The sequence below is a fragment of the Frankia gtarii genome (assembly GCF_025403375.1).
Taxonomy (GTDB): Bacteria; Actinomycetota; Actinomycetes; order Frankiales; family Frankiaceae; genus Frankia; species Frankia gtarii.
On sequence record NZ_JAMPTM010000183.1, the window covers coordinates 1 to 13666 of the forward strand.

At 72.7% G+C, this 13666-nt stretch carries 15 protein-coding genes; 12 read left to right on the forward strand and 3 right to left on the reverse strand.

All coding sequences use genetic code 11. The annotated features are described in order from the left end of the window. From NBZ83_RS22285 to NBZ83_RS22305, 5 genes are all read left to right on the forward strand, one after another. A partial coding sequence (locus NBZ83_RS22285) for a hypothetical protein (protein WP_261575724.1) occupies positions 1-411 on the forward strand: 411 nt, incomplete at its 5' end. Positions 412-499: 88 nt separating this feature from the next. Continuing rightward, the gene (gene mqnE, locus NBZ83_RS22290) at positions 500-1648 is read left to right on the forward strand and encodes an aminofutalosine synthase MqnE (RefSeq protein ID WP_261568788.1); all 1149 of its coding nucleotides are present in this window, start codon (positions 500-502) and stop codon (positions 1646-1648) included. 11 nt (positions 1649-1659) lie between these two features. Further along, positions 1660-1998, forward strand: a complete 339-nt coding sequence (locus NBZ83_RS22295; RefSeq protein WP_261568787.1) for a hypothetical protein — start codon at positions 1660-1662, stop codon at positions 1996-1998. After that, positions 1998-2309, forward strand: a complete 312-nt coding sequence (locus tag NBZ83_RS22300; RefSeq protein WP_261568786.1) for a DUF4229 domain-containing protein — start codon at positions 1998-2000, stop codon at positions 2307-2309. Before NBZ83_RS22295 ends, NBZ83_RS22300 begins: the two co-directional genes overlap by 1 nt. Further along, positions 2306-3178 (forward strand): menaquinone biosynthetic enzyme MqnA/MqnD family protein, encoded by an 873-nt coding sequence (locus NBZ83_RS22305; protein WP_261575725.1) that lies wholly within the window; start codon positions 2306-2308, stop codon positions 3176-3178. The genes NBZ83_RS22300 and NBZ83_RS22305 overlap by 4 nt, the downstream gene beginning before the upstream one ends. 49 nt (positions 3179-3227) lie before the next feature. On the opposite strand, the gene NBZ83_RS22310 is transcribed toward NBZ83_RS22305, so the two are convergent. Beyond that, the gene (locus tag NBZ83_RS22310) at positions 3228-4295 is read right to left on the reverse strand and encodes a helix-turn-helix domain-containing protein (RefSeq protein ID WP_261568784.1); all 1068 of its coding nucleotides are present in this window, start codon (positions 4293-4295) and stop codon (positions 3228-3230) included. Positions 4296-4793: 498 nt separating this feature from the next. Here NBZ83_RS22310 and NBZ83_RS22315 point away from each other — a divergent pair, with 498 nt between their 5' ends. The 6 genes from NBZ83_RS22315 (at position 4794) to cobA (ending at position 10174) form a co-directional block, all read left to right on the forward strand. Continuing rightward, positions 4794-5450 (forward strand): response regulator, encoded by a 657-nt coding sequence (locus tag NBZ83_RS22315; protein ID WP_261568783.1) that lies wholly within the window; start codon positions 4794-4796, stop codon positions 5448-5450. 349 nt (positions 5451-5799) lie between these two features. Continuing rightward, complete coding sequence (locus tag NBZ83_RS33950) at positions 5800-5880, forward strand: putative leader peptide (RefSeq protein WP_368861893.1); 81 nt, start codon at positions 5800-5802, stop codon at positions 5878-5880. A 60-nt stretch (positions 5881-5940) separates the two neighbouring features. Further along, positions 5941-7665 carry a nitrite/sulfite reductase gene (locus NBZ83_RS22320; RefSeq protein WP_308203359.1) on the forward strand — a complete coding sequence of 575 codons (1725 nt, stop codon included), beginning with the start codon at positions 5941-5943 and terminating at the stop codon, positions 7663-7665. Further along, a complete protein-coding gene (locus tag NBZ83_RS22325) occupies positions 7652-7957 on the forward strand; it encodes an Insertion element protein (protein ID WP_261568782.1) in 306 nt (101 codons plus the stop codon). Before NBZ83_RS22320 ends, NBZ83_RS22325 begins: the two co-directional genes overlap by 14 nt. Then, positions 7957-8628, forward strand: a complete 672-nt coding sequence (locus NBZ83_RS22330; RefSeq protein ID WP_261568781.1) for a phosphoadenylyl-sulfate reductase — start codon at positions 7957-7959, stop codon at positions 8626-8628. Before NBZ83_RS22325 ends, NBZ83_RS22330 begins: the two co-directional genes overlap by 1 nt. Before the next feature lie 82 nt (positions 8629-8710). Next, entirely contained in the window at positions 8711-10174 is a 1464-nt protein-coding gene (gene cobA, locus NBZ83_RS22335; RefSeq protein WP_438803223.1) for a uroporphyrinogen-III C-methyltransferase, read from the forward strand. Positions 10175-10179: 5 nt separating this feature from the next. Here the strand turns inward: cobA and NBZ83_RS22340 are convergent, their stop codons facing one another. Together NBZ83_RS22340 and NBZ83_RS22345 are read right to left on the reverse strand one after the other, a co-directional pair. Beyond that, positions 10180-10686, reverse strand: a complete 507-nt coding sequence (locus NBZ83_RS22340; protein WP_261568779.1) for a sirohydrochlorin chelatase — start codon at positions 10684-10686, stop codon at positions 10180-10182. A gap of 72 nt (positions 10687-10758) precedes the next feature. After that, positions 10759-11724 (reverse strand): NAD(P)/FAD-dependent oxidoreductase, encoded by a 966-nt coding sequence (locus NBZ83_RS22345; RefSeq protein WP_438803224.1) that lies wholly within the window; start codon positions 11722-11724, stop codon positions 10759-10761. Between the two features lie 567 nt (positions 11725-12291). Between NBZ83_RS22345 and NBZ83_RS22350 the strand changes: the two genes are divergently transcribed. After that, positions 12292-13666: serine/threonine-protein kinase (locus NBZ83_RS22350; RefSeq protein WP_261575726.1), on the forward strand; the 1375-nt coding region annotated here is incomplete at its 3' end.

Below are 13666 nucleotides of genomic sequence, written 5' to 3' on the forward strand. Positions count from 1 at the left end.
GGGCGGGGACGCGGTTCCGGCCGATCGAAGGCGGCCGGGACGGGCGGCCCCGACCGGCCAATGGGCGGCGGCAAGTCCGGCGACGCGGGCCAGCCGAGCCGGCCGAGCCGGCCGAGTCAGCCGGGCCGGGCTGGGCGTCGGGAGCGGCCCGCGCTGCAGGATGTGGATCTGCGGGTGCAGCTGCCGTACTTCCTGATCCGCCTGGCCGCCCTCGTGGTGATCACGGTCGTGCTCGCGGTGGTCGGGGTGAACCTGCTGCTTTCGGTGCTGATCGGTTTCGCGGTCGCCGGCCTGCTGACCTGGCCATTGGGGCGTATGCAGCGTCGAGCGGCCCAGCGTGCCGCCGCGGCCAGGGGCGCGGCCGGGCCACCGCCTCCGGGCGCCGGCAAGGGCGGGGGCGGGGGCGCGTGACCGGACGCCGACAGGTCCGGCCGGTTGTGACGGGTCAGCCCGGCCGGCCCGGGCAGGTGTGACGGTGTTGCGGGCTAATCTGAATGGCATGGATGCTGGGCTCAAAAGGGAGATCGAGGCCAAGGTTTCCGCCGGCGAGCGGCTGAGCCGCGCCGACGGGGAGGCGCTGTACGCCAGCGACGATCTCGCCTGGCTCGGCGGCCTCGCCCACGAGGTCCGGACCAGGAAGAACGGCGACAGGACCTTCTTCAACGTCAACCGGCACCTGAACCTGACAAACGTCTGCTCGGCGTCCTGCGCCTACTGCTCGTTCCAGCGCAAGCCCGGCGAGGCCGACGCTTACACGATGCGGATCGAGGAGGCCGTCCGGCTCGCCAAGGAGATGGAGCCGGCCGGCATCACCGAGCTGCACATCGTCAACGGCCTGCACCCGACGCTGCCCTGGCGCTATTACCCGCGCTCGCTGCGGGAGCTGCGCAAGGCGCTGCCCGGCGTGGCGCTCAAGGCGTTCACCGCCACCGAGATCCACTGGTTCGAAAAGATCAGTGGCCTGCCCGCCGACGAGATTCTCGACGAGCTCATCGACGCGGGCCTGGAGTCCCTCACCGGCGGCGGCGCGGAGATCTTCGACTGGGAGATCCGGCAGCGGATCGTCGACCACAACACCCACTGGGAGGACTGGTCGCGCATCCACCGCCTCGCCCACTCCAAGGGCCTGCGCACCCCCTGCACCATGCTCTACGGGCACATCGAGGAACCGCGCCACCGGGTGGATCACGTCCTGCGACTGCGTGAGCTGCAGGACGAGACGGGCGGCTTCGCGGTGTTCATCCCGTTGCGCTTCCAGCACGACGCCTCCGGCGATCCGCGCAACCGGCTGATGAACCAGCCGATGGCGACCGGCGCGGAGGCGCTGAAGACGTTCGCCGTCTCCCGGCTGCTGTTCGACAACGTCGATCACGTCAAGTGCTTCTGGGTGATGCACGGGCTGACCACGGCGCAGCTCGCGCTGAACTTCGGTGCCGACGACCTGGACGGCTCGGTCGTCGAATACAAGATCACCCACGATGCGGACCGCTTCGGCACGCCCAACACGATGACGCGCGAGGACCTGTTGGCCATCATCCGCGACGCCGGTTTCCGGCCGGTCGAGCGAGACACCCGTTACCGGGAGATCCGCGGCTACGACGGTCCTGATCCGGCTCGCCGCGAGATCCCGACCTCGATCGACGCCTGAGGTGGGATTCGATGGCCAGTGATGACGAGCCGACGCCGTCCCGCGCGGCGGGTCAGCCCACACCCGCGGCCGCCCCGGCGGTGAACGCCGCGCCCGCCCCCCAACCGCGGGTCCGACCTCCCGGGGCGCCGGGCATCGGATCGATCTTCGTGCTCGCCTTCCTGGTGATCCTGGTTCCGGGCGTGGCGGTCTACGTGGTGCTCGACTGGGCCGGTCTGCCGATCGGCGGCGCGAGCATGCTCGGCCTGCTCGTCGTCTTCCTCGGGCTGGGGTTCTTCCCGACCGTGCTGCGCAGGCTCGGCTGGGTGCCGACGAAGAAGCGGGTGCCGACGAAGAAGCGGGGGTCCTGATGGAACTGCGCAAGCGTCTCACCGTGCGCCCGAGGCGGGCGGCGGCCACGCCGCCGGGTGCCCCGGGTGTGTCACCGGGCGCCCCGGCCGCCAGGGAACGCGGCCTGTTCGGCATCAACGTGCGGTATTTCGCCCTCCGGGCGGTGCTCTTCGGGGTGGTGCTCGCCGTAGTCCTGCTGCTCGGGGCGGGCGGTTTCCTGGCCTTCGTGCTGGCACTGGTCGTCAGTGGGCTGATGAGCTACCCGCTGGCGCTGCGGCAGCGCCGCGCGGTCCTCGCCGTGATGGAGAACCGTCACGGTGGCCAGCGTTGACCGCATCCGCATCCGCATCCGCGGGCGCCGAGGCCCGGCCGCGGGTCGGGCACATCCAGTTCCTCAACTGCCTGCCGCTGTACTGGGGGCTGGTCCACTCGGGTGCGCTGCTCGACATCGAGCTGACGAAGGACACCCCCGACCGGCTCAACGAGGCCCTCGTGGCGGGCGAACTCGACATCGGCCCGATCAGTCTGGTCGAGTACCTCCGACATGCCGAGGATCTCGTCGTCCTGCCTGATCTCGCGGTCGGGGCCGATGGGCCGGTGCTGTCCGTCGTGCTGAGCTCGGCGGTACCGCTCGACGACGTCCGCACCGTCGCGCTCGGTTCGACCTCGCGGACCAGTGTGCTGCTGGCCCGGATGCTGCTGGAGGAACGCCACGGCCTGCGGCCGACCTACCTGACGATGCCGCCCGACCTGCCGTCGATGCTGCGGGAGGCCGACGCCGCGGTGGTCATCGGCGATGTGGCGTTGCGGGCGACCTACGACGCCGAACGTGGCGGCACGGGGCATCCCCTCGGCCTGATCGACCTGAGCGCAGCCTGGCGGGAGTGGAGCGGGCTGCCGATGGTCTTCGCGGTGTGGGCCGCCCGGAAGTCGTTCGCGCAGCGGCACCCGGGAACGGTGAAGGAGGTCCACAACGCGTTCCGCTCCGGGCTGGACCTCGCGCTGCGCGACGTCGACCAGGTGGCGACGCGAGCGGCCCGCTTCGAGGTGTTCGACCCGGCGACGCTGGCCCGCTACTTCACCACTCTCGACTTCCGGCTGGGGGAGCGGCAGCAGGCGGGCATCCGGGCCTTCGCGGAGAAGGCCGCCCGCCGCGGCGATGTCCCCCCGCTGCGGGCGATGACCTTCGCCGAGGTCTGACGGCCGGCCCGGTCCGGCGGCGCTGGACCGGCCGCGGGCTCGCGCAGGGTCAGACCGGCGGCCGGAACGCGTGGGAGATGGCCGCCGGCGGGACGGTTCGGTGGGCGTTCGCGGTTGCGAAACGGGCGATGCGGCCCTTCACGAGCGCGATCAGCCGGGGTGGCGTGTCCCGTCCGCCGGGCGCGATCAGCATCTCGTCGAGCGAGGCGCCGCCGTCCCCACCGGGGATGACGGGTTCGAAGGCGGCCGAACCATCCGGTTGCGGGCCGTGCCCGGCCGGCGGGAACGCCGCAGCCGAGGGCCCCGAGCCGACTGGTGACGCCGGGGCCTCCCCTGGATCCAACCCGGTCGGCGAGCCCGCGCCCGCCGGGGGAGCCAGGCTCGGTGGTGTGCGATCCGCGGCCCCCGGCGTCCGGCTGGCGTTGGCGGAGCACCCCCGCGCAGCGGCGGCATCGATGAGCCCGTGGACGGCGAGGGTCCAGGCCCGCAGCCCCTCGTGCCCGGTCAGCTCGGTGAACACCGCCGCCTCCAGGCAGCAGGTGCTCGCGCCCGCGAGCTCGTCGACGTCGACCAGGGAGATGGCAAGCAGCCCGGCCAGATGGCCGGCAAGCATGAACAACCGGAACTGCTGATGCGGGAGCAGTGGCGTGCGAAGCAGGTTGTCGACCACGCTCTGCTGGGCGAGGATCCGGGCGGTGACGTCCGGCGGGTCGAGCAGGTCGGCCTTGGCGATGAGGTCGGCGACCAGCCGATCCAGATAGTTCAGCTCGTGGTCGGACCGGCGTTGGTCGAGCAGGTCCGACACCCGGCGGCGGGACTCCCACTCCGGATCGGGCGAGCGGCGCAGGCGCTCGGCCCGCGCGGCCACGGCCGCCTCACGCAGGTCGACCAGGGCGCCGCCGGCCTCCAGCATCACGTCGACGGCGGCGATCACCGGCCGGGCGGGAATCCCGCGGCTGGGCTGCTCCAGCTGGGAGATGTACTGGCGGCTGTAGCCGGTGCGCCGGGCCAGCTCGTCCCGGGAGAGAACGCGTTCACAGCGCCGCCGCCGGATCTCCACGGGGAGCAGGTCTTCAGCGGTCGCCGTGCCCTGCCGGCCTCGGCTCCGTTGCCGCATCTGTGAGGTCCTTCCGCGTGGCAGAGGTCGCCTCCCACCAAGGGAGGACAGTCGTCGTGCGCCGCCTCTCGCGCCCCCCTCGAGAGCCGGCAGGATTCACCGGTAGTGATCAGATTACTCCATGGCGCACCCCGATAGGCTAGAGGTCGAAAGTCCCATACGCGGAGGGTTGTGATGATAACTCTCCGTCACTAAAAGCGATATTCAACTGAGTGATATTGCTCTGTGTTTACGATCTACTACGTTCTGCTGGGCGAGTCGATTGGGCGCGACGGTCCTGTCGCGGGATTATGCCTGTTTTCTTGGGTTCTTGTTGGGAAACGGGAGTGTTGCTGAGGAAGTCCGGCCGGAAAGCAGGGGAATCACCGAGAGATCGTCCCCAGTTGGCTTTTCCCGCAAGGTGGGCTATCACTGCCACGCCGGGCCTGCGGCACTTCGCCATGGTCTGCGGGTATCGCCGGGATGACCGGCATGGGTCATCCCCGGAAACCATCCTCAATGACGATGCGCGGGGTCGGGTGGGGCGCGTACAAAAGAATGGTGGATACCGGCCGTTCGGTGGGCGCCGACGCCGTCGGGCTCGACCGAGGCGACGCTGTCACCGCGGCTCGGCGCTCCGCCGGGGTGAACCCCCGCCCCGAGTCAGGCCGGGAGGCCGGCCGCGGCGCGGGTGCACAGACTGGCCGGCCGGCCACGCGGACCGCGATCCCGGATGGCGAGCGGCCCGAGGGCGCCGCCGCCCGTAACGGTGCGGGCGCCGCCGAGGCAGCCGTCGCCCCGCGCCGGGTGGTGGTCGTCGACGACGCGGACGGCGTGCGCGAGCTGCTCTGCCTGCTGCTGGGCACCGAACCCGACTTCGTGGTCGTCGGCGCCGCCGCCAATGGCGCTGAGGCCATCGACGAGGTCATTCGCACGGTGCCGGACCTGGTGCTGCTCGATCTCGCGATGCCGGTGCTCGACGGCATCGGCGCGCTGCCACGGATCCGGCGGGTCGTGCCGCAGGCGACCGTGGTCATCTTCACCGGCTTCTCCGAGGACGCGCTGCTTGACCGAGTGCTCGCCCTGGGCGCGGACGCCCTGCTGGAAAAGGGCCTGGCCACCGGCCCGCTGGTCGACCAGCTCCGCCGCCTCTGCGCCGCCCCTCGCTCCAGCTGAGGCGCATCGCGGACCTCTCGGCGCCGTTCCACCGCTTCGGCCGCTGCACCGACTTCGATACCGATCGCGTTGTTCATTTTCTCCATCGGTGCGGTAGAGTTGTGAAGACGATGCCGGAAGGGCGAGTCGACCGTCGGTCGCCGCCCGATTTAGGGCATTTTGCGGAGTGATCCTCGTCGGTGGCGTGGTCGTGGGACACACAACCCGCCCATCGGCATCACTTCTGTGTAAACATGAGGTCGTGGTTGCGCGCGCCCTCACCCTCGGGGCGCCGGTTGCGCGAACGGTGGACTTGGTCCGCGTTCCGCCCCGGCGCGGGTTCGCGTCGTCCCCCGCAGCCCCGTGCCTCGTGATTGAGCCGATGCTCGTCGCGCGCCTGCACGTCGACCTGCTGCGGGTCTCCAGCGCCGGCTGTCGCCGCTCCCGCTGACGTTCCCGTTCGCGGCGCCACTTCGACGGCGTCGCGCTCACCCGCGCATCGAGAGATCTGATGACTTCTCCTGCCCGTCCTGCCCGTCCCGCGTCCCCGTCCCGTCCCAAGGGGGCGGGCCAGTGGGCGTTGGGCTACTCCGAGCCGCTCAACGCCAACGAGCGCATGAAGAAGGACCAAGGCGGGCTGGAGGTGCGCGACCGCATCCTGAACCTCTACCCGCACACCGGTTTCGACGGAATCGACCCCCAGGACCTACGCGGCCGGTTCCGCTGGTGGGGTCTGTACACGCAGCGCCGGCCTGGGATCGAAGGTGGCCGCACGGCGGTCCTCGAACCGGAGGAGCTCGACGACTCCTACTTCATGCAGCGGATCCGGCTCGACGGTGGGCGGATGACCGCCGACCAGCTTCGGGTCATCGCGGACATCTCCATCCGGTTCGGCCGGGACGTCGCCGACGTCACCGACCGGCAGAACATCCAGCTGCACTGGATCCGTATCGAGGATGTGCCCGCGATCTGGGGCGCGCTCGAGGGTGCCGGCATGACGACCGCCGAGGCGTGCGGTGACACCCCGCGGGTCATCCTCGGCTGTCCGCTGGCGGGCGTCGACGGCGACGAGGTCATCGACGGGTCAGCCGCGATCGACGAGGTGGTCGAGCGCTTCGTCGGCGACCCGACGCTGGCGAACCTGCCCCGCAAGTTCAAGACCGCGATCTCCGGCTGCGTGGACCACTGCACGTTGCACGAGATCAACGACATCGCGTTCGTCGGCGTCGTCCACCCGGAGCTCGGCGCGGGCTACGACCTGTGGGTCGGCGGCGGCCTGTCGACGAACCCGAAGCTCGGCGTGCGGCTCGGGGCGTTCGTGCCGCCGCAGCGGGTCTCCGAGGTCTGGCACGGCGTCGCCTCGCTGTTCCGCGACTACGGCTACCGCCGCCTGCGCACCCGGGCCCGACTGAAGTTCCTCGTCGCGGACATGGGCGCCGAGTGGGTACGGGCCACCCTGGAGAAGGAGTACCTGACGGCCCCGCTGCCGGACGGGCCGCCGCCGGCGCCGCCGCGCAACGAGGGCCGCGACCACATCGGCGTGCACCGCCAGCGCGACGGGCGCAACGCGGTGGGCTTCGCCCCGCGCGCGGGCCGGGTGTCCGGAACGATCCTGCACGCTGTGGCGGATCTCGCCGACCGGTTCGGACAGGGCCGCATTCGCGCGACGACGACCCAGAAGCTGGTCATCCTCGACGTGGCCGACGAGGCCGTGGCACCGCTGGAGACCGAGCTCGCGGCGCTGGATCTGGTCGTCCGGCCGAGCGTGTTCCGGCGCGGCACGATGGCCTGCACCGGGATCGAGTTCTGCAAGCTGGCCATCGTCGAGACCAAGGCCAACGCCCGCGATCTCATCGAGGAGCTGGAGCGTCGCCTGCCCGACTTCGACGAGCCGATCGGGATCAACGTCAACGGCTGCCCGAACGCCTGCGCCCGCTTCCAGGTCGCCGACATCGGGCTCAAGGGCTCGCTGGTCCCCGACGACGCCGGCGAGATGGTCGAGGGCTTCCAGGTCCACCTCGGCGGCCACCTGGGCACCCGGTCGCGGCTGGGTCGCAAGTCACGCGGCTTGAAGGTCACCGCGGACGGGCTGCTCGACTACGTCGTCGGCCTGCTGGAGACCTACCGGGGCGAGCGCGCCGACGGGGAGAGCTTCGCCGACTGGGCGCAGCGAGCCGACGAGGCATCGCTGGCCGCGGCGGGCTCGGCGGCCAGGGGCGCCGATGGCCGGCAGTGATCGCGCGGTGCCCTTCTACTGCCCGTACTGCGGCGAGGAGGACATCGTCCCCGAACCGGCGGCGGACGGAGCCGGTTCCGGGCACGGGCACTGGGCGTGCCGGTCCTGCCGGCGCGGCTTTCGGCTGAGCCTCACCGCGCTGGTGGTCGCCGCTGGCCCGGCCGGCTCCGTGCCGGTGGGGACGCCCGGCGCGACGGGAGACCAGGCGGCCGCGGCCGGGAACCAGACGGCCGCAACGGGGAACCAGACGGCACGGCGAGGTGCCGCGCGCGACGAGGAGGAGACGACCTGATGGATGCCGCGTTGCAGAGCCGGGCGTTGCGGGCCGGGGAGGAGCTCGAAGGCGCGCCGGCGGAGGAGATCCTCGGCTGGGCGGCCGAGGAGTTCGGGACGAAGCTGGTGGTCGCCGCGTCCATGGCTGAGGCGATCCTGGTCGACATGCTCGCCCGGATCCGCTCCGACGTGCCCGTGGTCTTCATCGACACCGGATACCACTTCGCCGAGACGGTCGGTACCCGCGACGCGGTGGCCGCGACCTACGACCTGCCGCTGATCAGTGTCAGCCCACAGCTCACCGTCGTCGGCCAGGACGCCGTCCACGGTCAGGACCTCTACAAGACCGACCCCGACCTGTGCTGCCGGATGCGCAAGGTGGTGCCGCTGGACCGGGCGCTGGCGCCGTACCGCGCCTGGGCCGCCGGGTCGCGGCGCGCCGAGTCCGCCGGCCGGGCGAACCTGAAGGTCGTCGACTGGGACGCGCGTCGCGGCAAGGTGAAGATCCACCCGCTGGCGGCCTGGACCGACGCCGACGTCGACCGGTACGTCGCCGAGCACGACGTCATCGTCAACCCGCTGCTCTCCGACGGCTACGAATCCGTCGGCTGCTGGCCGTGCACCCGCCGGGGCGCCGGCCGCGACGGCCGCTGGACCGGTACGAACAAGACGGAGTGCGGCATCCACTGACCGGGCTGGACGCCCCTTTGCCGATGTGGCGCCGCCCGCGTGATCGCCCGCCGGACGTAGCTGAACAGGTACGGTGCACGCCGTGGCAGATGGGCGAATCACAGGTGAGGTCTGGCTGGTCGGGGCTGGTCCGGGCGATCCCGGGCTGTTGACCGTGCGTGGTCGTGAGCTGCTCGCGACCGCCGACGTGATCGTGGTCGACCGGCTCGCCGCCGCCGTCCTGCTCGACGTCGCGCCGCCTGGCGCGGAGATCATCCATGTCGGCAAGAGCCCGGCGGCCCGCTCCTGGGCCCAGGAGGAGATCAACGCGGTTCTCGTCGACCGGGCCCGCGCCGGTGCCCGGGTCGTGCGGCTCAAGGGTGGCGATCCCTACCTTCTCGGCCGCGGCAGCGAAGAAGCCCAGGCGTGCGCCGAGGCGGGCGTGACCTTCGCCGTCGTCCCCGGCGTCACCTCGGCGTTGGCCGTGCCGGCGCTCGCCGGCATTCCGGTCACCCACCGCGACCTGGCGCAGGAGCTCGCCGTCGTCTCCGGACACCTACCGCCCGGGCACCCCGACTCGACCGTCGACTGGGCGGGCCTCGCCGCCTCCCGGGCGACGATCGTCATCCTCATGGGGGTGGCGCGGCTGATGGACATCGCCGACGCCCTGCTCGCCGGTGGCCGCCCGGAGGCCACCCCGGTCGCGGTGATCGAGCGGGGCGCCACCCCAGCCCAACGTGTCCTGCGCACCACGCTCGACGCCCTGGCCATCGACGCGATCGCCGCGGGAGTGCGGTCACCGGCGGTGATCGTCGTCGGTGAGGTCGCCGCCCGCAACGACGCCCCGGCCGCCGATGCGCCGCCGCTGGCCGGAGTGCGCATCCTGGTCGCCCGCACCCGGCCCCGCCCGGGCCTGCTGGCCCGTCGGCTGCGACAGCTCGGCGCCGACGCGGTCGAGACGGTCGTGGCCCGCCCCGCCCCGCTCGACGACGCCGGCGCGAAGCTGCTCGCCGCGTTGCCCGCAGCCGCGGGACTCGTCCTCGCCGACCCGGACGAGGTCGCCGCGGTGGTCGCCCTGCTGCGCCGGGCCGGCACCGACGTGCGCGCCCTGGCCGGGCTGATCCTGGTGGCCGCCCGCCCCAACGTCACCGACGCCCTCGACGCGCTGGGCCTGGCCGCCATCACGCTGGACGAGCTCGCGCCGGAGCCGGGGGTGCTCGTCGTCGGCGCCGCCGACCTGCCGGCGGGTGGCCCATGGACGCCGTGGCGGGTGCCGCTGCTGACCGACGTGACCGCCGACCCGGATCCGCGGGTCGCCGACGAGCTGCGTCACGGCGACTTCGACGTCGCGGCGTTCGCCTCCTCGACGGCCGCCCGCAGCACCGCCGAGCTGTACGGGCCGCTGCCCCCGGACCTGCTCGTCGCCGCGATGGGCCGGCGCAGCGCCCAGGCCTGCGAGGCCGCCGGAATGCGGGTGGACATCGTGCCGGCCGAGCCGGGGGTGCGTCCGCTCGCCGCCGCCGTCGCCGATTTCGTCGCGGCCAGTCGCGCCACCGCGGCCTTCTGAGAAGGTCAGCCGGCGGGGTGCCTGGCGGTGTCGAAGAGCTCGCGCAGCGTGTCGTCGAGCCGCGCCCGTACCGCCTCGACGACGCAGGCGTGTAGGCCGAGGGGCTCGGAGAGGATCCAGCGGGTCCTCGGATGCCGTTCGCGCGCCTCCTCCAGGGCCGAGGGGAGGTCGCGGCGGGTGTGGTTGCCGCCGAAGAGGAAGAACGGGTAGACGATGATCTCGGTGCAGCCCGCGACCGCGAGGTTGGCGTAGCCCTCGCCGATGTCGGGCCTGCTGACCTCGAGGAACGCTGCCTCTACGGCGCCCCACGGCCGCGGGCCGGTCGGGCCGGTCGGCGCGGCTGGGCCGGTGGGGTCCCCAGCGCTGGTCGGCCCGCCCGAGCCGAGCGGGCGGCCGGCGCAGCCGTCACCATCCTGGCGGGGTTCGGCCGCCAGGCGGCGGGCCAGCTCGCGGACCGTGGCGTTCGCCTCGTCCCGTCGTGAACCGTGGCCGATAACCAGAAGACCGCGCATGCCACCAGTGTGCGCCGGTTGCCGGGCCGGGGCCGCCGGTCGGGCTGCACCCGGTGAGGAACCGTGCCCTGGTCAGGCGGCGGTGCCGTCGTCGGAGCTGTGCCCCGGGAACACCTTCGCCGCCGGGTCGACGACCGGCGCCGCGTTGTTGACGGCGGTCGCGACCTCGCCGAAGCCGGTGGCGATCAGGCGGACCTTGCCGGGGTACTCGGTGATGTCCCCGGCCGCGAAGATCCGGTCGACGCCGGTGAACATCGCCGAGTCGACCGCGATGTGCCGCCGGGCCATGGAGAGCCCCCAACGGGTCAGCGGCCCGAGGTCGGCGGTGAAGCCGAGCGCGGCGACCACCGCCTGCGCCGGGCGGACGTGCCGGTCCCCGGTGCGGGTGTGCACGAGCTCGACCTTCTCGATCCGCTCCTCCCCGTGGATGGCGGCGACCTCGGAGAAGATGAGGATCTCCACGCTCGACGCCTCGACCCGACCGATCGTCGCCGCGTGCGCACGGAACCGGTCGCGGCGGTGCACCAGGGTGACCGAGCGGGCGATCGGCTCCAGGGCGAGCGCCCAGTCGAAGGCGCTGTCCCCACCGCCCACCACGATGACGTCCTGGCCGGCGTAGACGTCCAACTTCGGCACGAAGTAGACCAGGCCGCGGCCGAGATGGCCGGTGCCGGTCGGCAGCGGCCGGGGGGTGAACGTGCCGAGACCGCCGGTGATCACGACGACCCTGGCGCGGACCCGGTGGCCCTGGCTGCTGGTCACCACGACCGCATCCGGTTCGTGGGCGAGCTCGGCGGCCTGCTGGTCGAGCAGGTACATCGGGTCGAACTGGGCCGCCTGGGCGACGAGGGCGTCGACCAGCTCACGGCCGCGGATGGCGGGGAAGCCGGCCACATCGTAGATGACCTTCTCCGGATACATCGCGGTGACCTGGCCACCCGCCTCGGGCAACGAATCCATCAGCGCGACCGACATGCCCCGGAAGCCCGCGTAGTAGGCGCCGTAGAGCCCCGCGGGGCCGGCGCCGACGATCAGCATGTCCACGCTGGTGTCGACGTCGCCGACCGCCGTGGCGCCTGGCCGGACGGCGGTGCCGTCGTCCGCCTGGACCGACTGCGTGACCATGGGCAGCTCCCCGCACCTCGTGGCCCGACCGGTCGGACTGGGAATGTTCGGTCGGTGCCACTGGACTTTCCGTCCTCTCATCCTGCCGGAGATCTGGTCGGCATGCCGTCAGCTTCGCCGGTGGGCGTCCCCGACCGGTCGGGGACGCGGCGCCGGGCCGGGGTGCCGGGCTGCGGCGTCGTCGGGCGCCGCGCCTGGATCGCCGCGCCTGGATCGCCGCGCGGAGCCGTCCCGGCCAACGGAGTGCGACATTGCGCTTGTATCGTTTCTCCGTTACATGGTTCGTTGCCGGTGATATCGGTCGTTCAGGCGAGATTCCAGAAACGCTTCTGGAGAAAAGGCCTGCCGATGCGACCGTCGGATGACGGACAGAGTTCCCCAGGCCGCGACCGGTGAGGGCTAGCGTGAGGTGGCAGGCACCGCGGTTGCCGCGCCGGACCGAGCGTCGGTGGGGGCAGGGCGGACACGGGCGGGAGAGCGGTGGCGGATCGAGCGACGGGCCGGGACGGACCGGTCGGCACCCGAGGTGAGGCGCTGCACCCCGACGACCCGACCGTCATCGGCGCCTACCGGGTCGAGCGCCGGCTCGGCTCGGGCGGCATGGGCACGGTGTACCTCGCTCGCGACACCGCCGGAGCCCTCGTCGCGATCAAGGTGATCCGCTCGGATCTGGCCGCCGACCCCGATTTCCGCGAACGGTTCCGGGACGAGGTCGCCGCGGCGCGCCGGGTCGCCCCGTTCTGCACCGCGCAGGTCCTCGACGCCGACCCCGCCGCCCGCCGTCCCTACCTGGTCACGGAGTACATCGACGGCGTCCGCCTCGACGACGTCGTCAACCGGTCCGGGCCACTGCCGATGTCGACGCTGCAGGGCGTGGCGATCGGCGTGGCCAGCGCGCTGACCGCTATCCACAAGGCCGGCATCGTCCATCGGGACCTCAAGCCGAGCAACGTCATGCTGTCGTTCTCCGGTCCCCGGGTCATCGACTTCGGGATCGCCCGGGCGCTCGATGGGGCGCAGGGCCGGACCCAGACCGGCTTCGTCCTGGGCTCGATCGGCTGGATGGCGCCCGAGCAGATGGAGGGCTCGTCGATCGGCCCGGCGGTCGACGTTTTCGCCTGGGGGCTGCTCATCGCCTACGCCGCTGTCGGCGCCCATCCCTACGGCGACGGCAGCTACCTGCAGATGTCGGAGAAAATCCAGACGGGGCGGCCCGACCTGCGGGACGTGCCGGTGCAGCTGCAACCCGTCGTCCGCTCCGCGCTCGCCCGCGACCCGCGGGCCCGGCCCACGAGCGAGCGGCTGCTGCTGACCCTGCTCGGCGAGGAGGCGCCGCCCGGCGGGGACACCCGGGTAGCGGCCACCGCCGTCCTCGACGACACCTGGCCGCGGGGCCGCAGCGCGGCCGGGGCGGCCGGGGCGGCTGGGGTAGGCGCCGCGGCGGGTGCGGCCGCCTTCCGGACCAGGCGCTACGACGACTCCCCGGCCAGGGACGGCTCGACCGGGGTGGATGCCGACTCCGCCGCGCCCGGCCCGCGGCGAGCCGACGCCGACCGGCCGCAGCGGACCCGCGTCGCCGGCGCCGGTGATCAGCGCCGCTGGCGGGAGGACGGCGCCCCGCCGGCGGGAGAACGATGGTGGGACGAGCCGGCAGACCTTCCGCCTCCCTCCGGGCCGCCCGTGCCGCCGCCGGCGTTGGCCGGCCTGGGCGCCGACGAGCGCGCCCCCCGCGGCGGAGGCTTCGACGAGGCCGACCGCGCCGGCAACGCTGGTTTCGGTGGTCCGGGCGCCGCCGGTGGCCAGGGGGCGCCGGCGCGCCGGCGGCGGCGCGCCGGATTCGTCCAGTACGAGGACG